Annotated in this window: 16 protein-coding genes, 3 rRNA genes and 1 pseudogene; 8 read left to right on the plus strand and 12 right to left on the minus strand. The window is 66.4% G+C overall.

Translation table 11 applies throughout. The annotated features are described in order from the left end of the window. Window positions 1-18 precede the first annotated feature (18 nt). Entirely contained in the window at window positions 19-1,323 is a 1,305-nt protein-coding gene (locus QA861_RS33415) for a DUF1015 domain-containing protein (RefSeq protein ID WP_334592383.1), read from the plus strand. Window positions 1,324-1,379: 56 nt separating this feature from the next. Here the strand turns inward: QA861_RS33415 and QA861_RS33420 are convergent, their stop codons facing one another. Together QA861_RS33420 and QA861_RS47240 are read right to left on the minus strand one after the other, a co-directional pair. Further along, window positions 1,380-2,204: a tetratricopeptide repeat protein gene (locus tag QA861_RS33420; protein ID WP_334594929.1), complete on the minus strand. Its 825-nt coding sequence runs from the start codon at window positions 2,202-2,204 to the stop codon at window positions 1,380-1,382. 249 nt (window positions 2,205-2,453) lie between these two features. Continuing rightward, window positions 2,454-3,077 (minus strand): annotated as a pseudogene (locus QA861_RS47240) (tetratricopeptide repeat protein); the annotation flags it as partial. 72 nt (window positions 3,078-3,149) lie between these two features. On the opposite strand from QA861_RS47240, the gene QA861_RS47245 reads away from it, so the two are divergent. Then, window positions 3,150-3,866, plus strand: a complete 717-nt coding sequence (locus tag QA861_RS47245) for a hypothetical protein (protein WP_443041614.1) — start codon at window positions 3,150-3,152, stop codon at window positions 3,864-3,866. Window positions 3,867-3,999: 133 nt separating this feature from the next. On the opposite strand, the gene rrf is transcribed toward QA861_RS47245, so the two are convergent. The 4 genes from rrf to QA861_RS33445 all read right to left on the minus strand — a co-directional run bounded on the left by rrf (window position 4,000) and on the right by QA861_RS33445 (window position 10,387). Further along, a 5S ribosomal RNA gene (rrf, locus tag QA861_RS33430) occupies window positions 4,000-4,116 on the minus strand. Between the two features lie 107 nt (window positions 4,117-4,223). Continuing rightward, a 23S ribosomal RNA gene (locus QA861_RS33435) occupies window positions 4,224-7,347 on the minus strand. Between the two features lie 314 nt (window positions 7,348-7,661). Continuing rightward, window positions 7,662-9,188: ribosomal RNA gene (locus QA861_RS33440) — 16S ribosomal RNA — on the minus strand. The 16S, 23S and 5S rRNA genes sit together here, the layout of an rRNA operon. Window positions 9,189-9,745: 557 nt before the next feature. Beyond that, entirely contained in the window at window positions 9,746-10,387 is a 642-nt protein-coding gene (locus tag QA861_RS33445) for a DNA-3-methyladenine glycosylase (protein WP_334592384.1), read from the minus strand. 146 nt (window positions 10,388-10,533) lie between these two features. Here QA861_RS33445 and QA861_RS33450 point away from each other — a divergent pair, with 146 nt between their 5' ends. The 3 genes from QA861_RS33450 to QA861_RS33460 all read left to right on the plus strand — a co-directional run bounded on the left by QA861_RS33450 (window position 10,534) and on the right by QA861_RS33460 (window position 12,644). Beyond that, window positions 10,534-11,316 carry a sporulation protein gene (locus QA861_RS33450; RefSeq protein WP_334592385.1) on the plus strand — a complete coding sequence of 261 codons (783 nt, stop codon included), beginning with the start codon at window positions 10,534-10,536 and terminating at the stop codon, window positions 11,314-11,316. Window positions 11,317-11,449: 133 nt separating this feature from the next. Then, on the plus strand, window positions 11,450-11,989 hold the full coding sequence (locus QA861_RS33455) for a YbhB/YbcL family Raf kinase inhibitor-like protein (RefSeq protein ID WP_334592387.1): 540 nt from the start codon (window positions 11,450-11,452) through the stop codon (window positions 11,987-11,989). 148 nt (window positions 11,990-12,137) lie between these two features. Continuing rightward, on the plus strand, window positions 12,138-12,644 hold the full coding sequence (locus tag QA861_RS33460) for an HNH endonuclease (protein WP_334592388.1): 507 nt from the start codon (window positions 12,138-12,140) through the stop codon (window positions 12,642-12,644). 110 nt (window positions 12,645-12,754) lie between these two features. Here the strand turns inward: QA861_RS33460 and QA861_RS33465 are convergent, their stop codons facing one another. From QA861_RS33465 to QA861_RS33475, 3 genes are all read right to left on the minus strand, one after another. Next, window positions 12,755-13,711 (minus strand): SPFH domain-containing protein, encoded by a 957-nt coding sequence (locus QA861_RS33465; RefSeq protein WP_006380686.1) that lies wholly within the window; start codon window positions 13,709-13,711, stop codon window positions 12,755-12,757. A 148-nt stretch (window positions 13,712-13,859) separates the two neighbouring features. Next, entirely contained in the window at window positions 13,860-14,291 is a 432-nt protein-coding gene (locus QA861_RS33470; protein WP_334592389.1) for an NfeD family protein, read from the minus strand. A gap of 97 nt (window positions 14,292-14,388) precedes the next feature. Beyond that, entirely contained in the window at window positions 14,389-15,180 is a 792-nt protein-coding gene (locus QA861_RS33475; protein ID WP_334592390.1) for an ABC transporter ATP-binding protein, read from the minus strand. A gap of 129 nt (window positions 15,181-15,309) precedes the next feature. On the opposite strand from QA861_RS33475, the gene QA861_RS33480 reads away from it, so the two are divergent. After that, window positions 15,310-16,092, plus strand: coding sequence for an Rv1486c family protein (locus QA861_RS33480; protein ID WP_334592391.1), 783 nt, complete (start codon window positions 15,310-15,312; stop codon window positions 16,090-16,092). Between the two features lie 192 nt (window positions 16,093-16,284). On the opposite strand, the gene chpE is transcribed toward QA861_RS33480, so the two are convergent. The 3 genes from chpE to QA861_RS33495 form a co-directional block, all read right to left on the minus strand. Then, the gene (gene chpE, locus QA861_RS33485; protein WP_334592392.1) at window positions 16,285-16,530 is read right to left on the minus strand and encodes a chaplin ChpE; all 246 of its coding nucleotides are present in this window, start codon (window positions 16,528-16,530) and stop codon (window positions 16,285-16,287) included. A gap of 151 nt (window positions 16,531-16,681) precedes the next feature. Next, a complete protein-coding gene (locus tag QA861_RS33490) occupies window positions 16,682-17,320 on the minus strand; it encodes a response regulator (RefSeq protein WP_334592394.1) in 639 nt (212 codons plus the stop codon). After that, complete coding sequence (locus QA861_RS33495) at window positions 17,313-18,461, minus strand: GAF domain-containing sensor histidine kinase (RefSeq protein WP_334592395.1); 1,149 nt, start codon at window positions 18,459-18,461, stop codon at window positions 17,313-17,315. Before QA861_RS33495 ends, QA861_RS33490 begins: the two co-directional genes overlap by 8 nt. Before the next feature lie 190 nt (window positions 18,462-18,651). On the opposite strand from QA861_RS33495, the gene QA861_RS33500 reads away from it, so the two are divergent. Beyond that, window positions 18,652-19,347 carry an SDR family NAD(P)-dependent oxidoreductase gene (locus tag QA861_RS33500; RefSeq protein WP_334592396.1) on the plus strand — a complete coding sequence of 232 codons (696 nt, stop codon included), beginning with the start codon at window positions 18,652-18,654 and terminating at the stop codon, window positions 19,345-19,347. Continuing rightward, window positions 19,344-20,408 (plus strand): S-adenosylmethionine:tRNA ribosyltransferase-isomerase, encoded by a 1,065-nt coding sequence (locus QA861_RS33505; protein WP_334592397.1) that lies wholly within the window; start codon window positions 19,344-19,346, stop codon window positions 20,406-20,408. The genes QA861_RS33500 and QA861_RS33505 overlap by 4 nt, the downstream gene beginning before the upstream one ends. Window positions 20,409-20,654: the final 246 nt, after the last annotated feature.

The following is a 20,654-nucleotide window of genomic DNA, read 5'->3' on the forward strand; positions in this document are numbered from 1 at the left end:
CAGCCCTACGATGCACCAATGAACACTGCAGGTCCCGCGGACGTACCGGCTCGCACGGGCCTTCAACTGACCCCGTTCCGGGGCCTGCGCTACGACCCCGACCGGGTCGGCAGCCTGGCCGCCGTGACCTCCCCGCCGTACGACGTCATCGTGCGCCCTGACGGCCTGATACACCTCGAATCGGCCGACCCGCACAACATCGTCCGGCTGATCCTCCCCCAGGCGGCGACCCCGTCCATCCGCAACGAACAGGCGGCGGACACCCTGGACGACTGGCTCGCCGAGGGCATCCTGACCGCCGACCCCGAACCCGCCCTGTACGTCTACGAGCAGCGCGACACGACGGGCCACCTCCAACGCGGGGTCATCGGCGCCCTGCGCCTGTCGGAGCCGTCGGAAGGCGTCGTCCTGCCGCACGAGGACGTCATGCCGCACGTCGTGGCGGACCGCGCGGCCCTGATGCGCGCCACCACCGCGAACCTCGAACCCCTCCTCCTCACCTACCGGAGCGACGACTCCGCCGCCGCGTCGCAGCACACCACGAGCGCGGTGGTCGAACGCGCCGCCGGCCGTCCACCGCTGCTCTCGACGACCACGGAGGACGGTTTCGGCCATCGCCTGTGGGCGGTAACCGACCCCGCCGAACTCGCCGGGATCCAGGCGGACCTGACACATCACCAGGCCCTCATCGCCGACGGCCACCACCGCTGGGCGACGTATCTGCGTCTACGCGCGGAGCATCCGTCCCCCAGCCCCTGGGACCACGGTCTGGTACTCCTCGTGAACACCGTCCGCTACCCCCTGCGCGTACGCGCGATCCACCGCCTGTTGCACCGCCTCCCCGTCCCGGAGGCCCTGGCGGCCCTGGAGGGCCTCTTCCGGGTACGCCACCTGGCAGTCCCGCTCGCCGACGCGCTGACCGCCCTCGCGGAGGCGGCCACCGCGGGCAACGCCTTCCTCTTGGCCGGCGACGGCGCCTTCCACCTCGTGGACCGCCCGGACGAGGCTCTCCTGGCCCGCACGGTCCCGGCCGGCCGGCCACAGGCCTGGCGCACCCTGGACGCGACGGTCCTGCACGCGACACTCCTCGACCACGTCTGGCACATCCCCGAGGACTCCCCGGCGCACATCGCGTACATCCATGACACTGCGGCGACGGTGGAGAAGGCTGAGCAGGAAGGCGGTACGGCCGTCCTGATGCACCCGGTCCGCGAGGAGGTCGTACGCGACCTGGCCCGCCAGGGCGTCACGATGCCCCGCAAGTCGACGTCCTTCGGCCCCAAGCCGGCCTCCGGCCTGGTCCTGCGCAGCCTGGCGCACTGAAACGCAGAAGGGCGGGACCCCTGACCGGGATCCCGCCCTTCGCCGACTACCGCAGATCAGCGCTTGTCGTCCTCGACGTCGTCAGAGACCTCGTCGTCACTGGCGTCCAAGTCACCCATGTCGTCTGGGTCGTCAATGTCGTCGTCGGCCGAAGCCGCTTCCACAGCCTCGGTCGAGGCGGCGGACTCGATCTCGACGGACTCGACGCCCTTGACGAGCTCGACCCCGTCCCCGTCCGTGTCCTCGTCCGTGTCCTCGCTCTCGTCGAAGGCGTCGACGAACTCCACACCGTCCATCTCGGCAAGGCGATCCGAGGCGTCCGTGCTGCCGTCCTTGTCGGACTCGACGGCCTTGGCGAACCACTCGCGTGCCTCGTCCTCGCGCCCGGCTGCGAGCAGCGCGTCGGCGTACGCGTACCGCAGTCGCGCGGTCCACGGCTGTACGGAGTTGGAGGCCAGCTCGGGACTCTGCAGGGTCACGATGGCCGCGTCGAGCTGATCCATGTCACGCCGAGCGCCGGCCGCGACGAGCCGCATCTCGACCTGTCCGGCCTTGTCCAGCTTGTGCACCTCGGGCGCCCCGGCCATGTCGAGCGCCTTCTCGGGCCGCCCGAGCCCCCGCTCGCAGTCGGCCATGACGGGCCACAGGTCGACGTTCCCGGTCATCCGCCGTGCCGCACGGAACTCGGCCAGCGCCTCGCTGTACTTCTGGTTCGCGTACGCGGCGAACCCGGCCGCCTCTCGTACGGCGGCCACGCGCGAAGCCAGTCGCAGGGCCACCCGCGAGTACCCGTAAGCACCCTCGGGGTCCTCGTCGATGAGCCGGGCGACCATCACCAGGTTCTTGGAGACCTCCTCGGCCAGCCCCTTGGGCAGGCTCATCAGCTCCTGGCGTACGTCCTTGTCGATCTCGTCGCCCGTGACGTCCTCGGCGATCGGCAGCCGCTTGATCGGCTCCCGGTCCCTGTCACGCTCGTCACGGAACCCGCCGCCACGCCGGTCATCGCCCCGGCTGTCGTCACGTCCCCGGTAACCACCACCGCCGCTGGGTCGACCTCCACGGTCGTCACGCCCACGGAAGCCACCACTGGCGGGACGGCCACCGCGGTCGTCACTCCGGCCACGGAACCCACCACGGTCATCGTCACGCCGGACGAAGCCACTGCGGTCGCCGCCACCACCACGGTTGTCGTCCCGGCGGAAAGCGGGACGGTCGCCTTCACGGCGGTCGTCATCACGCCGGAAGCCACCACGGTCACCGCGGTTGTCGTCCCGCCCACGGAACCCGCCGCCTCCGGCGGAGCCGCCACCGCGGTTGTCGTCACGACGGAACCCACCGCCACCGGCGGGACGACCACCACGGTCATCCTGACGGTCGTCACGACGGACGAAACCACCGCCGGCCGGACGACCACCACGGTCGTCCTGACGATCATCACGCCCACGGAAACCACCGCCGGCGGGACGGCCACCGCGGTCGTCACTCCGCCCACGGAACCCACCACGATCATCATCGCGACGGAACCCAGAACGCTCTCCGTCCCGTCGGTCATCACGTCGGGGGGCCGCCGACCGGTCGTCACGCCCACCGAAGCCACCACTGGCAGGACGACCACCACGGTCGTCACTCCGCCCACGGAACCCACCACGATCATCTTCACGACGGAACCCGCCACGGTCCCCGCGGTCGTCGTCACGACGGGCAAAACCACCGCCGGCCGGACGACCACCACGGTCGTCCTGACGATCATCACGCCCACGGAAACCACCGCCGGCGGGACGGCCACCGCGGTCGTCGCTCCGCCCACGGAACCCACCACGATCATCATGGCGACGCACGAAACCACCGCGGTCACCGCCACCACCACGGTTGTCGTCACGACGGAACCCACCGCCACCGGCGGGACGACCACCACGGTCATCCTGACGATCGTCACGACGGGCAAAACCACCGCCGGCGGGACGACCACCACGGTCGTCCTGACGATCATCACGCCCACGGAAACCGCCACTGGCGGGACGGCCACCGCGGTCGTCGCTCCGCCCACGGAACCCACCACGATCATCATCGCGACGCACGAAACCACCGCGGTCACCGCCACCACCACGGTTGTCATCCCGACGGAAAGCGGGACGGTCACCCCGGTCGTCGCGACGGGGGCCCGCCGGACGGTCGGAGCGCTCCGGCCGGTCCGAACGGTTGTCACGCTGGAAAGCGGGACGAGCCCCGCGGTCTCCGTCACGGCGGTCGTCACGGCGCGGAGCACCGCCACGCTCGCCACGGTTGTCGTCGCGGCGGAAACCTCCGCCGGCGGGCCGGTCACCCCGGTCGTCACGACGGGGGGCCGCCGGCCGGTCCTCACGGCGACCGTAACCACCCGCGGGTCGGCCGCCACGGTCGGAACCGCCGCGGTCGTCGCGGCGATCGTTGTCGCGGCGCGGCGCCCCTCGGTACCCGCCACGGTCGCCGCGGTCACCACTGTCCCGGCGGCGCGGGTCGCGCTCCGGGCGCTCGTCGGGAGAGTTGGTGGACATGATGGGTGACTCCTGTCTTCGGTACCGCAAGTCATTCTCGCGCAGCCGACTAGCCGGCGCGCTCCGGGCGGTGTGTGCTTTAAAAAACAAAAGGACCCCTGGTCCCAGCGTGAACGCTGGGACCAGGGGTCCTCCAAAGATTGTTCGGCGGCGTCCTACTCTCCCACAGGGTCCCCCCTGCAGTACCATCGGCGCTGAAAGGCTTAGCTTCCGGGTTCGGAATGTAACCGGGCGTTTCCCTCACGCTATGACCACCGAAACCCTATTGGTTTCGAGCGAACAAGCACACTTTTCAGTTAGATGTTCTAGCTCAAAAGCCGACAACTGTTCGTTGTCTCAGAACTAACACAGTGGACGCGAGCAACTGAGGACAAGCCCTCGGCCTATTAGTACCAGTCACCTCCACCCGTTACCGGGCTTCCAGATCTGGCCTATCAACCCAGTCGTCTACTGGGAGCCTTACCCCATCTAGTGGGTGGGAACACTCATCTTGAAGCAGGCTTCCCGCTTAGATGCTTTCAGCGGTTATCCCTCCCGAACGTAGCCAACCAGCCATGCCCTTGGCAGGACAACTGGCACACCAGAGGTTCGTCCGTCCCGGTCCTCTCGTACTAGGGACAGCCCTTCTCAATGTTCCTGCGCGCGCAGCGGATAGGGACCGAACTGTCTCACGACGTTCTAAACCCAGCTCGCGTACCGCTTTAATGGGCGAACAGCCCAACCCTTGGGACCGACTCCAGCCCCAGGATGCGACGAGCCGACATCGAGGTGCCAAACCATCCCGTCGATATGGACTCTTGGGGAAGATCAGCCTGTTATCCCCGGGGTACCTTTTATCCGTTGAGCGACGGCGCTTCCACAAGCCACCGCCGGATCACTAGTCCCGACTTTCGTCCCTGCTCGACCCGTCGGTCTCACAGTCAAGCTCCCTTGTGCACTTACACTCAACACCTGATTGCCAACCAGGCTGAGGGAACCTTTGGGCGCCTCCGTTACTCTTTAGGAGGCAACCGCCCCAGTTAAACTACCCATCAGACACTGTCCCTGATCCGGATCACGGACCCAGGTTAGACATCCAGCACGACCAGACTGGTATTTCAACGACGACTCCACAAACACTGGCGTGCCCGCTTCAAAGTCTCCCAGCTATCCTACACAAGCCGAACCGAACACCAATATCAAACTATAGTAAAGGTCCCGGGGTCTTTCCGTCCTGCTGCGCGAAACGAGCATCTTTACTCGTAGTGCAATTTCACCGGGCCTATGGTTGAGACAGTCGAGAAGTCGTTACGCCATTCGTGCAGGTCGGAACTTACCCGACAAGGAATTTCGCTACCTTAGGATGGTTATAGTTACCACCGCCGTTTACTGGCGCTTAAGTTCTCAGCTTCGCCCAACCGAAGTTGGACTAACCGGTCCCCTTAACGTTCCAGCACCGGGCAGGCGTCAGTCCGTATACATCGCCTTACGGCTTCGCACGGACCTGTGTTTTTAGTAAACAGTCGCTTCTCGCTGGTCTCTGCGGCCACCCCCAGCTCGGAGAGTAAATCTCCTCACCAGTGATGGCCCCCCTTCTCCCGAAGTTACGGGGGCATTTTGCCGAGTTCCTTAACCATAGTTCACCCGAACGCCTCGGTATTCTCTACCTGACCACCTGAGTCGGTTTAGGGTACGGGCCGCCATGAAACTCGCTAGAGGCTTTTCTCGACAGCATAGGATCATCCACTTCACCACAATCGGCTCGGCATCAGGTCTCAGCCTCAATGTGCGACGGATTTGCCTATCGCACGGCCTACACCCTTACCCCGGGACAACCACCGCCCGGGATGGACTACCTTCCTGCGTCACCCCATCACTCACCTACTGCAGGTCTGGTCCGTCGGCTCCACCACTCCCCCTTGCCCGAAGGCTCCGGGGCGGCTTCACGGACTTAGCATCGCCTGGTTCAATGTTTGACGCTTCACAGCGGGTACCGGAATATCAACCGGTTATCCATCGACTACGCCTGTCGGCCTCGCCTTAGGTCCCGACTTACCCTGGGCAGATCAGCTTGACCCAGGAACCCTTAGTCAATCGGCGCACACGTTTCCCACGTGTGTATCGCTACTCATGCCTGCATTCTCACTCGTGAACCGTCCACCACTAGCTTCCGCTGCAGCTTCACCCGGCACACGACGCTCCCCTACCCATCCCAGCCCCCGTTGGGGGTATGTGCTGGAATGACACGACTTCGGCGGTACGCTTGAGCCCCGCTACATTGTCGGCGCGGAATCACTAGACCAGTGAGCTATTACGCACTCTTTCAAGGGTGGCTGCTTCTAAGCCAACCTCCTGGTTGTCTGTGCGACTCCACATCCTTTCCCACTTAGCGTACGCTTAGGGGCCTTAGTCGATGCTCTGGGCTGTTTCCCTCTCGACCATGGAGCTTATCCCCCACAGTCTCACTGCCGTGCTCTCACTTACCGGCATTCGGAGTTTGGCTAAGGTCAGTAACCCGGTAGGGCCCATCGCCTATCCAGTGCTCTACCTCCGGCAAGAAACACACGACGCTGCACCTAAATGCATTTCGGGGAGAACCAGCTATCACGGAGTTTGATTGGCCTTTCACCCCTAACCACAGGTCATCCCCCAGGTTTTCAACCCTGGTGGGTTCGGTCCTCCACGAAGTCTTACCTCCGCTTCAACCTGCCCATGGCTAGATCACTCCGCTTCGGGTCTTGAGCGCGCTACTAAATCGCCCTATTCGGACTCGCTTTCGCTACGGCTTCCCCACACGGGTTAACCTCGCAACACACCGCAAACTCGCAGGCTCATTCTTCAAAAGGCACGCAGTCACGACCCACAGAGTAAACTCTGTGAGCGACGCTCCCACGGCTTGTAGGCACACGGTTTCAGGTACTATTTCACTCCGCTCCCGCGGTACTTTTCACCATTCCCTCACGGTACTATCCGCTATCGGTCACCAGGGAATATTTAGGCTTAACGGGTGGTCCCGCCAGATTCACACGGGATTTCTCGGGCCCCGTGCTACTTGGGTGTCTCTCAAACGAGCCGTTGATGTTTCGACTACGGGGGTCTTACCCTCTACGCCGGACCTTTCGCATGTCCTTCGCCTACATCAACGGTTTCTGACTCGCCTCACAGCCGGCAGACTGTGAAAGAGAGATCCCACAACCCCGCATACGCAACCCCTGCCGGGTCTCACACGTATACGGTTTGGCCTCATCCGGTTTCGCTCGCCACTACTCCCGGAATCACGGTTGTTTTCTCTTCCTGCGGGTACTGAGATGTTTCACTTCCCCGCGTTCCCTCCACACACCCTATGTGTTCAGATGTGGGTGACAGCCCATGACGACTGCCGGGTTTCCCCATTCGGAAACCCCCGGATCAAAGCCTGGTTGACGACTCCCCGGGGACTATCGTGGCCTCCCACGTCCTTCATCGGTTCCTGGTGCCAAGGCATCCACCGTGCGCCCTTAAAAACTTGGCCACAGATGCTCGCGTCCACTGTGCAGTTCTCAAACAACGACCAACCACCCACCACCCCACCCTGACAGGCGAGTTCACTGGGGCCGGCACTGAAGACACAACCTCACGGCCATACCCTCAGACACCCAACAGCGTGCCCGACACCCCTTACCACTCAGATCAGCTTTCCACGCCCCGAAGGACAGTACTCACAGCCCGAGATGACTGAGGTGCCGAATAATCAACGTTCCACCCATGAGCAACCACCGCCGGACGTATGCCGACGTAATGGCCCTGGACCACCAAGCAATGCCTGGCGGCCTAGATGCTCCTTAGAAAGGAGGTGATCCAGCCGCACCTTCCGGTACGGCTACCTTGTTACGACTTCGTCCCAATCGCCAGTCCCACCTTCGACAGCTCCCTCCCCGTAAGGGGTTGGGCCACCGGCTTCGGGTGTTACCGACTTTCGTGACGTGACGGGCGGTGTGTACAAGGCCCGGGAACGTATTCACCGCAGCAATGCTGATCTGCGATTACTAGCAACTCCGACTTCATGGGGTCGAGTTGCAGACCCCAATCCGAACTGAGACCGGCTTTTTGAGATTCGCTCCGCCTCACGGCATCGCAGCTCATTGTACCGGCCATTGTAGCACGTGTGCAGCCCAAGACATAAGGGGCATGATGACTTGACGTCGTCCCCACCTTCCTCCGAGTTGACCCCGGCAGTCTCCTGTGAGTCCCCATCACCCCGAAGGGCATGCTGGCAACACAGAACAAGGGTTGCGCTCGTTGCGGGACTTAACCCAACATCTCACGACACGAGCTGACGACAGCCATGCACCACCTGTACACCGACCACAAGGGGGCACCCATCTCTGGATGTTTCCGGTGTATGTCAAGCCTTGGTAAGGTTCTTCGCGTTGCGTCGAATTAAGCCACATGCTCCGCTGCTTGTGCGGGCCCCCGTCAATTCCTTTGAGTTTTAGCCTTGCGGCCGTACTCCCCAGGCGGGGAACTTAATGCGTTAGCTGCGGCACCGACGACGTGGAATGTCGCCAACACCTAGTTCCCACCGTTTACGGCGTGGACTACCAGGGTATCTAATCCTGTTCGCTCCCCACGCTTTCGCTCCTCAGCGTCAGTAATGGCCCAGAGATCCGCCTTCGCCACCGGTGTTCCTCCTGATATCTGCGCATTTCACCGCTACACCAGGAATTCCGATCTCCCCTACCACACTCTAGTCTGCCCGTATCGAATGCAGACCCGGGGTTAAGCCCCGGGCTTTCACATCCGACGCGACAGACCGCCTACGAGCTCTTTACGCCCAATAATTCCGGACAACGCTTGCGCCCTACGTATTACCGCGGCTGCTGGCACGTAGTTAGCCGGCGCTTCTTCTGCAGGTACCGTCACTTTCGCTTCTTCCCTGCTGAAAGAGGTTTACAACCCGAAGGCCGTCATCCCTCACGCGGCGTCGCTGCATCAGGCTTTCGCCCATTGTGCAATATTCCCCACTGCTGCCTCCCGTAGGAGTCTGGGCCGTGTCTCAGTCCCAGTGTGGCCGGTCGCCCTCTCAGGCCGGCTACCCGTCGTCGCCTTGGTGAGCCACTACCTCACCAACAAGCTGATAGGCCGCGGGCTCATCCTGCACCGCCGGAGCTTTTAACCCACCCCCATGCGAGGAAAGGTATTATCCGGTATTAGACCCCGTTTCCAGGGCTTGTCCCAGAGTGCAGGGCAGATTGCCCACGTGTTACTCACCCGTTCGCCACTAATCCACCCCGAAAGGCTTCATCGTTCGACTTGCATGTGTTAAGCACGCCGCCAGCGTTCGTCCTGAGCCAGGATCAAACTCTCCGTGAATGTTTGCTCGGCCAGTAAATTAATACAGCCGGCGCACACACACGAGAGCGGAACAGTCAAGCGGAATAAGCCCGACCGTTCACAGCGTCCTCGCTGTGTTTGTGTTACTTCAAAGGAACCTCAACCCACAGATAACTCTGTGAGCCGGGGTATCAACAAATCTGGCGTTGATTTTTGGCACGCTGTTGAGTTCTCAAGGAACGGACGCTTCCTTCGTACTCACCCAAGAGACTCTCTCAGGCTTTCCTCCGGGCAGTTTCCCTTCGGTCTTGCGTTTCCGACTCTATCAGATCATTTTCTGATCCGATTCCCTGTCGGCGGGAGTGCCTCGGGCTTTTGGCTTTCGCCTGTCGGCCTTTCGACATTCACTACGTTAGCCGATTCCCTCGGTAACTCATAATCGAGTTCCGCGCGTTCGCAATTCAGGGTGCAGGCACGCCGAAATTGCCCCCGCTGAGAGGGAGTCGTAGGTAGTGGGTTGGCCACTTCCGGCTGCAGGCGATCGCCGTACCCGGGTCAAGCGGCTCGGACTACCTTACGGACCCCCCAAGGGGGCGTCAAGTTGAGCGACGACGGGGTGCATGGGCCCGATAGGGGCTGACCGTAGGGTCGTTGGTGATCCAGAAACGCCAGGGGTGGACACCCCCGTCGCCGGCCACGCCGGTGCGCGGACCGCTGCTCACCTGGTCGGTGGTGACAGGGGTGCCGGTCAGGACCGTGATCGACGCGGCCCCGGCCGCGCAGGCGTCCGTACCGTCGAGGGCTCTGTCCACATCAAGGGCGGTGGCCAGGCGAGCCGGGCCTTTGGCCAGTTCCCTGTCGTTTCGGGCTGAAATTCGTCGTTTGCGGGCGAGCTCGGCACCCTCGATGATCTCGCCGGCGCGGAGCAGGATCCCGCTGGCCGTGCCCTCGGGGCCGCACACCAGGTTCATGCAGTGCCACATGCCATAGGTGAAGTAGACGTACACATGACCGGGCGGACCGAACATCACGCTGTTGCGGGGTGTGGGGCCTCGATAGGCGTGGGAGCCGGGGTCGTTGGGGCCGTCGTACGCCTCTACCTCTGTGAGGCGCAGTTCGATCGGACCGTCCGGAGTGGTGCGTACGAGGACGCGGCCGAGGAGATCTGGGGCTACCTCCAGTACCGGCCGGTCGAAGAACTCCCTGGAGAGGGGCGTACGGTCAGCGGGCGCGATCATGCCGTCCGAGCGTAGTGCAGGTGTGTCTCGGCGAGCGGGGTGGCCAGGAAGCGTCCGGCTTGCCAGGGTGAGGACGGAACCGGCCACGGCCGGATCGCGTTTCTAAGGATCAAGGGATCGCAAGGATCGCTGGACAAGGGAGAGACATGGCGTTCAAGAAGCTGCTCGCGAGCCTGGGTGCCGGTGGGGCTTCGGTCGAGACGGTGTTGACGGAGGTCAACGTCGTTCCGGGCGGTGTCGTCCAGGGTGAGGTGCGGATCCAGGGCGGTTCCGTCAACCAGCAGATCGAGGGGCTGTCCGTCGGGCTTCAGGCCAAGGTCGAGGTCGAGGGCGGTGACCAGGAGTACAAGCAGGACATCGAGTTCACGAAGGTGCGGCTGGGCGGCGCCTTCGAGGTACAGGCCGGTGCCGTGCACGTCGTGCCGTTCGGGCTGGAGATCCCTTGGGAGACGCCGGTCACGATGATCGACGGTCAGCCACTGCGAGGCATGAACATCGGGGTGACCACCGAGCTGGCGATCGCCCGTGCGGTCGACTCCGGTGATCTGGACCCCATCAACGTGCACCCGTTGCCCGCGCAGAAGGCGATCCTGGACGCATTCGTCCAGTTGGGCTTCCGTTTCAAGAACGCGGACCTGGAGCGCGGCCACATTCGTGGTACGCGGCAGAAGCTTCCCTTCTACCAGGAGGTCGAGTTCTTCCCCCCGTCTCAGTACCGGGGCCTGAACCAGGTCGAGTTGAGCTTCGTCGCCGACGAGCACTCGATGGACGTCGTGCTGGAGATGGACAAGAAGCCGGGGCTGTTCAGCGAGGGCAGTGACACCTTCCGCTCGTTCCAGGTGGGGCTGCACGACTACCAGAGCACCGACTGGGCGGCGTACCTGAACCAGTGGCTGGCCGAGGTCGGCAGCAAGCGCAGCTGGTTCTAGCAGCCGGAGAACGCGCGCAGGGCCCAGTCAGGAGGGTCCGGGAGCACCGAACGGCGTTGTCGGCCCGGCCCGCTACAGACGCAGATACAGATACAGATACAGATACGAACCGATCTCCCCAGGAGGTACCGAGGTGACCGAGCTCAAGAGGCCGCCGCTGCCGCACGACTTCCATCCGCCCGTGCCGTCGTTCACGGTCACGAGTGAGGATGTCGAGGCGGGTGCGACACTCAAGGACGCTCAGGTCTACGCGTCCGGCAACACCTCGCCGCAGCTGCGGTGGGAGGGGTTCCCGCCGGAGACCAGGAGTTTCGCGGTGACCTGCTACGACCCGGACGCGCCCACGGGCAGCGGGTTCTGGCACTGGGTCGCGTTCGACATCCCGGCCTCGGTGACCGAGTTGCCGACGGGCGCGGGCAGCGGGAAGTTCGACGGGCTGCCCGAGAGCGTGGTCCAGGTGCGCAACGACTACGGCACACGGGACTTCGGCGGTGCGGCGCCGCCGGCCGGGCACGGTCCGCACCGGTATGTGTTCACGGTGTACGCCGTGGATCAGGAGAAGCTGGGTCCGGACGCGGACGCGTCGCCCGCGGTCATCGGTTTCAACCTCCGGTTCCACGCGATCGCGCGTGCCCAACTCGTCGGTGAGTACGAGGTTTCCGCCGAAGACTGACGTTCATTGAACGTTTGCCCGCCTCTGGTCATGGAAGTGATCAGAGGCGGGCATTTTTTATTGCGTTGTCCATCTCGGCGTGCCCGGCCAGAGTTGATCCAAGCCCGCCCGTCACGCGGTGGGCCGGTGAGCAGAGGAGGTGGGCTGGATGCGGGACACGCTGGTACTGAACGCGAGCTTCGAGCCGCTGTCGACGGTGACGTTGAACCGGGCCGTCGTTCTGGTGCTGCAGGACAAGGCTGTTGTCGAGCAGGCCCACCCCGAGATCCGTATGCGCGGAGCGGCGGTCGACATACCCGCGCCGCGTGTGATCAGGCTCTGCCGCTATGTCCGGGTGCCGTTCCGAAGACAAGCTCCGTGGTCGAGGCGGGGTGTGCTGGTCCGGGACCGGCACAGGTGCGCGTACTGCGGTCGGCGGGCGACGACCGTGGACCACGTGGTGCCGCGGGCGCAGGGCGGCCAGGACTCCTGGCTGAACACCGTCGCGTCGTGCTCGGAGGACAACCACCGCAAGGCGGCCCGGACTCCGGAGCAGGCGGGGATGCCGCTGTTGCGGCTGCCGTTCGAGCCGTCGCCTGCGGACGCGATGCTTTTGTCTCTCGGTCAGGATGATCTTGCTGCGCTGCCTGAGTGGTTGGCGCAGCCGGCGGCGTAGGTTCGTGCGGGTGGGACTTGTCCGGGGTCCACCGGTTGTTCGTTCGCCGCGGGTTGGTTGTGGCTTGTCGCGCAGTGCCCCGCGCCCCTTCAGGGCGCGGGGCACTGCCGTCAGTCTGTGATTGACGGCTTTTCTCGGCGTTCGGTGCCGCCACCGCCCGAGTTGCCTCCGTCGCCCGAACCGCCGCCGCCCAGGTTGCCGAAGCTGCCCATGGCGCCGGACAGGCCCTTGAGCGCGTCTCCGATCTCGCTGGGGACGATCCAGAGCTTGTTGGCGTCGCCCTGGGCGATCTTCGGGAGCATCTGGAGGTACTGGTAGGAGAGGAGCTTCTGGTCCGGGTCACCGGCGTGGATGGCCTCGAAGACCGTACGGACGGCCTGGGCCTCGCCCTCGGCGCGCAGGGCGGCGGCCTTGGCCTCACCTTCGGCGCGCAGGATCGCGGACTGCTTCTCACCTTCCGCGGTGAGGATCTGGGACTGGCGGATACCTTCGGCGGTGAGGATCGCGGCGCGCTTGTCACGGTCGGCGCGCATCTGCTTCTCCATCGAGTCCTGGATGGAGGTCGGCGGCTCGATCGCCTTCAGCTCGACGCGGTTGACGCGGATGCCCCACTTGCCGGTGGCCTCGTCGAGGACTCCGCGCAGGGCCGCGTTGATCTCCTCGCGGGAGGTCAGGGTCCGCTCCAGGTCCATGCCACCGATGATGTTGCGGAGCGTGGTGACGGTGAGCTGCTCGATGGCCTGGATGTAGCTGGCGACCTCGTACGTCGCCGCGCGCGCGTCCGTCACCTGGTAGTAGATGACGGTGTCGATGTTGACGACCAGGTTGTCCTGGGTGATCACCGGCTGCGGCGGGAACGGCACGACCTGCTCGCGGAGGTCGATGCGGTTGCGGATGGTGTCGATGAACGGAACGACGATGTTCAGGCCCGCGTTGAGTGTCCGCGTGTACCGGCCGAACCGTTCCACGATGGCTGCGCTGGCCTGTGGAATGACCTGGATGGTCTTGATCAGGGCGATGAAGACCAACACCACCAGAATGATCAGGACGATGATGATGGGTTCCATCGTGGATCCCCGTACCCTTCTCCGCCGTGGCGCTTACGGAAAGATCGTATGCCTGTTGAAGATCTTGCTTGTCGAAGATCTTGCTGGTCGAGTGTGACAGACCGTCGGGTGCCTGTGGGACGTTCCGATCACTTGCGCCGTGCAGAGGTCACATGACGATCGCCGTGGCCCCCTCGATCTCGACGACGTCCACCTCCTGGCCTACTTCGTAGGCGAGTTGGGTGTCCAGGGAGCGGGCCGACCAGATCTCTCCGGCGAGCTTGATCCGGCCACCGGCGCCGTCGACGCGTTCCAGGACGACGGCCTGTTTGCCCTTCAACGCGTCGATTCCGGTGCGGTGTTGGGGCCGGTCCGCGCGGTGCCTGGTCGCGATGGGCCGTACGACGGCGATGAGCGCGGTCGACACGACGGCGAAGACGAGCACCTGGACGACCACTCCGCCGCCGAGTCCGGCCGCACCGGAAGCCGCCAGCGCGCCCACGGCGAGCATGCCGAACTCCGGCATCGCGGTCACCACGAGCGGGATACCCAGCGCCACCGCGCCGACGAGCCACCACACCCATGCGTCGATGTCGTTCACATCGTCATGGTAGGTCCGCGGGCCTGGTCACCGACAGTACGCCGATCAACTTGGCACAGGGTTCTTCCAGTTGTTCCACATGGTGCTTCGTGTGCCGTCAGGCCATCGGCAGGCCCTGCGCGGTCCAGCGTTCGCCGCGCTGCTCGACGACGAGGGGAAGGCCGAAGCACATCGACAGGTTGCGGGAGGTGAGTTCGAGCTCCAGGGGGCCGGCCGCGAGCACCTTGCCCTGCCGGATCATCAGGACGTGGGTGAACCCCGGGGCGATCTCCTCGACATGGTGCGTGACCATGATCATCGAGGGGGCGATCGGGTCGCGGGCGAGACGGCCGAGACGGCGTACGAGGTCTTCGCGACCGCCGAGGTCGAGGCCCGCGGCGGGCTCGTCGAGGAGCAGCAGCTCCGGGTCGGTCATCAGGGCGCGGGCGATGAGGGTGCGCTTGCGCTCTCCCTCGGAGAGGGTGCCGAAGCGGCGGTCGAGGTAGTCGCTCATGCCGAGGCGGTCGAGGAAGGCGCGGGCTCGCCGTTCGTCGATGTCCTCGTACTCCTCCTGCCAGCCGGCTGTCATGCCGTACGCGGCGGTCAGCACCGTCTGGAGGACGGTCTGGCGCCTGGGCAGCTTCTCGACCATGGCGATGCCGGCCATGCCGATGCGTGGACGCAGATCGAAGACGTCGACCTTGCCGAGGGTCTCACCGAGGATGGTGGCGGTGCCCTGGCTGGGATAGAGGTAGCTGGAAGCGAGGTTCAGGAGGGTCGTCTTCCCGGCGCCGTTCGGGCCGAGGATGACCCAGCGTTCGCCCTCCTTGACCGACCAGGAGACCTGGTCCACCAGAGCCCGGCCCTCGCGGACCACGGATACGTCCTCCAGCTCCAGAACATCGCTCATGAGCGGGTTGTCTCCCAATGCAGTGTCGGCCAGTCTCGCGTTCATGTGCGCCTGTGGGCGCAGCCCCCCACGAAATCTACGCCACCGGTCGGCCCGTCCTCCCCCTCGGTCGGTCCTTAGGGTGGGGGCATGCTCTCGGAACCACGCTCAGGACGACTGGCCGCATGGGGAAATGCCCTGTTGGCCGGACTTGTTTCGCCGGACGACGCGGTGCTGGCCATCGTCGGGGAGGACGCGGTGCACCGGGTCGAGGGGGTGCCCGGTGAGTCGGCGCCCGTCGGTCTCACGCTCGCGCTGGGGCGGCTGCGGGCGCTCGGTGCGTCCGGGCTTCGGCTCGCGTTGCCCGCGCCCGGGCATCCGCTCGGGCTGAGCGGGCCCTCCGAGTTCAACGCGCGGGCGCTGGAGGCGGAGGAGGCGGTGATCTGCGAGGGTGCCGCGCTGGGGCTGGTGCCGGAGGTGTACGAGGCCGGGCCGGCCGGGGACGTGCACGTCGAGGTGATCTGGCACTGCCTGCAGGTGCGTGAGGCACCGCCCGCCGACGTGCCGTCGCTCGGGGAGGCCGAGCGGGAGTTGGCGGAGGCGCTGCGGGACGCGACGGCGGTGTTGGCGCGGTTGGACGTCGCCGGGTCGGGGCCGGTCGCGGAGGCGGCGATCGACGCGTACCGGGCGCGGGCGGAGCGGGGGCGCGAGGTGCTGGCGCCGGGGTATCCGCCGCGGGCGGTACGGGTGTTGGAGCTGGCGCAGCGGGTGGGGTTGCTGATCTCGGTGGCTTCCGAGAACGGGCCGGGCGGGGCGGTGAGCGCGTCGGAGATGTCGGCGCGGGCGGAGGCGTTGCGGCCGGTGGAGCGGACGGCTCGGCGGGCGCAGGTCGCGGCGTACAACTCCGTTGTGGAGGAGCGGGGAGTGCGGTGAGGTCTGTTGTGCGGTGCGGGTCCGCTGGTGTGGGCGTCTTCTGGGGGCTGCGCCCCCCGGGCCCCCGCTGTCGGCCCTGAAGGGGCCTCGTCCTCAAACGCCGGACGGGCTGAGATGCCTACCCCGACCGGCCTCCCGGGCGTACCCAGGAGGCCGTAGGTCAGGGCCTCAGTGCCTTGCTGGCGCGGTTTCTCAGTGGTTGAGGCCGAGGTTGCCGAAGGCGGGGTTCAGCGCGCCGATGACGTTGACGCTGTTGCCCACCACGTTCACCGGGATGTGCACCGGGGCCTGGACGAGGTTGCCCGAAACGACGCCCGGCGAGCCGACGGCCTGGCCGCTCGCGTGAGCGCCCTCCGTGGCGGAGGCGAAACCGGCACCGGCGGCGACCAGGCTGCCCGCCACCATCGTCACAGCAGCGGCCTTCTTAAGGTTCTTCATGTCTGAGCCCTCCCATTGTGTTCACCGCGGCAGGTTCGCCGCGGCACGCACTGGAGAACGCCGGAGATCCACGAAGGATGCGCCATCCGGGGGACATTCCCACGACGGTATGAATCTCAGCCCGGAAGGGAACGTTCCGAGTTGTCGGCCATCAGGCCATACCGTGGCGTACCGCCCACAACGCCGCCTGCGTACGGTCCGCCACGTCGAGTTTCATCAGGATGTTCGAGACATGCGTCTTGACCGTCTTCTCGGACAGCACCAGGGCGCGGGCTATCTCCCGGTTCGAGCGGCCGTCCGCGATCAGGGCCAGCACCTCCCGCTCCCGCTCGGTGAGCGAGCCGCCCCTCCCCTGGCCCGAGTGGCTCTCCTCCTGGGTCAGCAGCGCGTCGGCGACCTCGGGCTGGAGCAGGATGTGTCCCGCGTGCACGGAACGGATGGCGCCGGCGAGGGCATCCGGGTCGATGTCCTTGTAGACGTACCCGGCGGCGCCCGCGCGGAGTGCGGGGACCATCGTGCGCTGCTCGGTGAAGCTCGTGACGATCAGCACGCGCGCGGGGTTGTCGAGTTCACGGAGTCTGCGCAGCGCCTCGATGCCGTCCATGCCCGGCATCTTGACGTCCATGAGGACGACGTCGGGTTTCAGTTCCTGTGCGCGGTCGACTCCCTCGGCGCCGTCCGACGCCTCGCCCACGACCTCGATGTCGTCCTGCACCTCAAGGAACGTGCGCAGTCCTCGGCGGACCACCTGGTGGTCGTCGACGAGCAGAACCTTGATCGCGTCAGCCACCGGGGACCTCCATCTCGACAGTGGTGCCCTTTCCGGGGGCCGATTCCACGTCCAGCCTGCCGCCGGCCCCGCTCGCCCGGTCCCGCATGGAGACCAGGCCGAGGTGGCGTCCGGCGCTGCGTGTCGCCGTCGGGTCGAAGCCGCTGCCGTCGTCGGTGACGCGCAGGGCCGCGCCACCCTGGCCGCGCTTTGCCAGGGTCACCTCCACGCGGGCCGCCCCGGAGTGTCTCAGCGCGTTGTGCAGGGCCTCCTGGGCGACTCTCAGCAGGGCCTCCTCCTGGGCCGCCGGCAGGGCGCGGACCCCGTGGCTGTCGAAGGTCACGTGCGCGGAGTGGGCGCGGTCGAGGACCTGGATGTGGCTGCGGAGCGTGGCGATCAGGCCGTCCTCGTCCAGCGCGGTGGGGCGGAGCTCCACGACCGCCGCGCGCAGTTCGTCGGCCGCCTCCGCGGCGAGCGCTGCCACCTGCTGCAGTTCGCCCTTGGCGCGGGCGGGGTCACGGTCCACGAGGGTGGCGGCTGCCTGTGCGGTCAGACGCAGGGAGAACAGCTTCTGGCTGACCGCGTCGTGCAGTTCGTGGGCGAGGCGTGAGCGTTCCTCGGCGATGGTCAGTTCGCGGCTGCGCTCGTAGAGGCGGGCGTTGGTCAGGGCGATCGCCGCGTGCTGGGCCAGGATGGCGAGGAGGTCTTCGTCGTCCTCGGTGAAACCGCAGCCGCCGGACGGTTTCGCGCACCTCTTGTTGGCCAGGAACAGGGCGCCCAGTACCTCGTCGCCGTCCCGGATCGGCAGGCCCAGGAAGTCCGACATGTCGGGGTGGGCGGACGGCCAGCCCTCGAAGCGTGGGTCCTCGCGGACGTCGGCCAGGCGCTCGGGCCGGGCCTCGCGCAGCATCGCGGCGAGGATGCCGTGCTGGCGCGGGAGCGGGCCGATGGCCTTCCACTGGGCGTCGCTGACGCCGTCGACCACGAACTGGGCGAAGCCGCCGTGGTCGTCCGGGACCCCCAGCGCCGCGTACTGCGCGTCGAGCAGCTCTCTGGCGGAGGCGACGATCGTCTTGAGGACGTCGCGCACCTCCAGGTGCCTGCTCATGGCCAGCAGCGCGGCGCTCACCGCGGCCAGGCCGGACCGGGGTCCCTGACTCATGCCCTCACGGTACCGGCGGGGTGTGACAGTGCGTATCCGACCCGCGTCGGCCCTGCCTGGGCCGTAAGCCCTAGGGCGAAGGGCCCCGGTGCGATGCGGCCGACGCACGAGGCGGCCGGGACTGTCCCGTTCCTACGTTGGGTGTGCTGCCGGTCACCGGCGGCCGAGCCGAGGACGAGGGGACGCTGTCATGCCGGTTGCGATCATCACGGGGGCTTCCAAGGGTCTGGGGCGGGCGCTGGCGTCGGCGCTCGCGCGCCGGGGCTGGGATCTCGTACTGGACGCGAGAACCCCGGAGGTCCTGCGCACCACCGCCGAGGAGCTGTCCGCGTACGGAGGACGGGTGGAGGCCCTCCCCGGTGATGTCACGGACGCCGGTCATCGTGCCGGGCTGGTGTCGGCGGCGCGGAAGCTGGGCGGCGTCGATCTCCTGGTGAGCAACGCGAGCGCGTTGGGCGCCGAACCGCTCGTACGGCTGGAGGAGCTGTCCCTGGAGGGGCTGCGGCGGGCGCTGGAGGTGAACGTGGTGGCCGCGCTGGGCCTGGTCAAGGAGGCGCTGCCGCTGCTGCGGGGGTCGGCGGCCGGAGCGGTCGTCACCGTCAGTTCGGACGCCGCGGCCGAGGCGTACGAGACGTGGGGCGGCTACGGGGCTTCCAAGGCGGCGCTCGACCAGCTGGCGGCGGTGCTCGGGGAGGAGGAGCCGGGGGTGCGGGTCTGGGCGGTCGATCCCGGGGACATGGGGACGGACCTGTACACGGCGGCCGTACCCGACGACGAGGATCCGCGTCCGGAGCCCGGCAGTGTCGTACCCGCCTTTCTGCGGCTGTTGGACGAGCGGCCGGCGAGCGGGCGGTATTCGGCGCCGTCCCTGATGGAGGCGCGATGACATCGGCCGTACAGGTGCCGCGGGAGCTGTCGGCGCGGGTGCCGGCCGAGCAGCGCGGGCCGGGGCTGGACCGGGACGACGTACGGCTGCTCGTGTCGCGGGGGACCGCGGTGTCGCATCACCGGTTCGCCGAGCTGCCCCGGCAGTTGCGGGCCGGGGATCTGCTCGTCGTCAACACGTCGTCGACGCTGGCCGCGGCCGTGGACGGGCGGGTGGGGCACGCGCGCGTGGTGGTGCACTTCTCCATGTGCGGGGACGACGGGCGGTGGGCCGTCGAGCTGCGGGATCCCGATGGGACGGGCACCACGCGCGCGCGTGCGGGTGTCTCGGGGGCGGTTGTGCGGCTGCCTGAGGGTGTGGGGCTGGTTCTTGAGGAGCCGCTGACCGGGCGAGGTCACCGGCTGTGGTGGGCGCGGGTGGACGGGCAGGTGCTGTCTCTGCTGCGGGAGTACGGGCGGCCCATTCGCTACTCCTATACGGAACGGGATCAGCCGTTGTCCGTGTATCAGACGGTGTTCGCGCTGCCGTCCCGCGACGGGGCGGGCAGTGCGGAGATGCCGAGTGCCGCGCGGCCCTTCACCGCGCGGCTGGTGACGGAGCTGGTGAGCCGCGGCGTGCGGTTCGCGCCCGTCAGCCTGCACACCGGGGTCGCGTCGGCGGAGGCGCACGAGGCGCCGTATCCGGAGCGGTTCGCGGTGCCGGAGGCCTCGGCGCGGCTGATCAACGCCGTCCGGGCCGGGGACGGGCGGGTCGTGGCGGTCGGTACGACGGCTGTGCGGGCGGTGGAGTCCGCGGCGGGGCCGGACGGTGTCGTCCGGGCGGCCGAGGGGTGGACCGACCTGGTGGTGACGCCCGAGCGCGGCGTACGGGTCGTGGACGGGCTGCTGACGGGGCTGCACGAGCCGGAGGCATCGCATCTGCTGATGCTGGAGGCGGTCGCGGGGCGGGCCGCGATCGACCGGGGGTACGAGGAGGCGGTGCGCGAGCGGTACCTGTGGCACGAGTTCGGGGACGTGCATCTCCTCCTCCCGGCCGAGGCCGGAAACGGAACCTCACACTGAGCATTGCTCTCGCAACTAACAGTGAAACGACTGTCCGCTCCCTGTGACCCCGCACATAGGGTCCACATCACTTACTAGGGCCCATAGGAGACAAACGCCCACTCGGTGAGCGGGAAAGACGCTCCTATCTGTCCTATTTTGCCCCGCCCGGGTCCACTACCCCCCGTAGTACGTCACACCTTTGCCACACCTTTTTGCGGCCGCTAAGAATGGCTGTCGTCGCTCAGCGCCGCGGGTTCCCCCGCG

The sequence above is a fragment of the Streptomyces sp. B21-083 genome, from assembly GCF_036898825.1.
Taxonomy (GTDB): domain Bacteria; phylum Actinomycetota; class Actinomycetes; order Streptomycetales; family Streptomycetaceae; genus Streptomyces.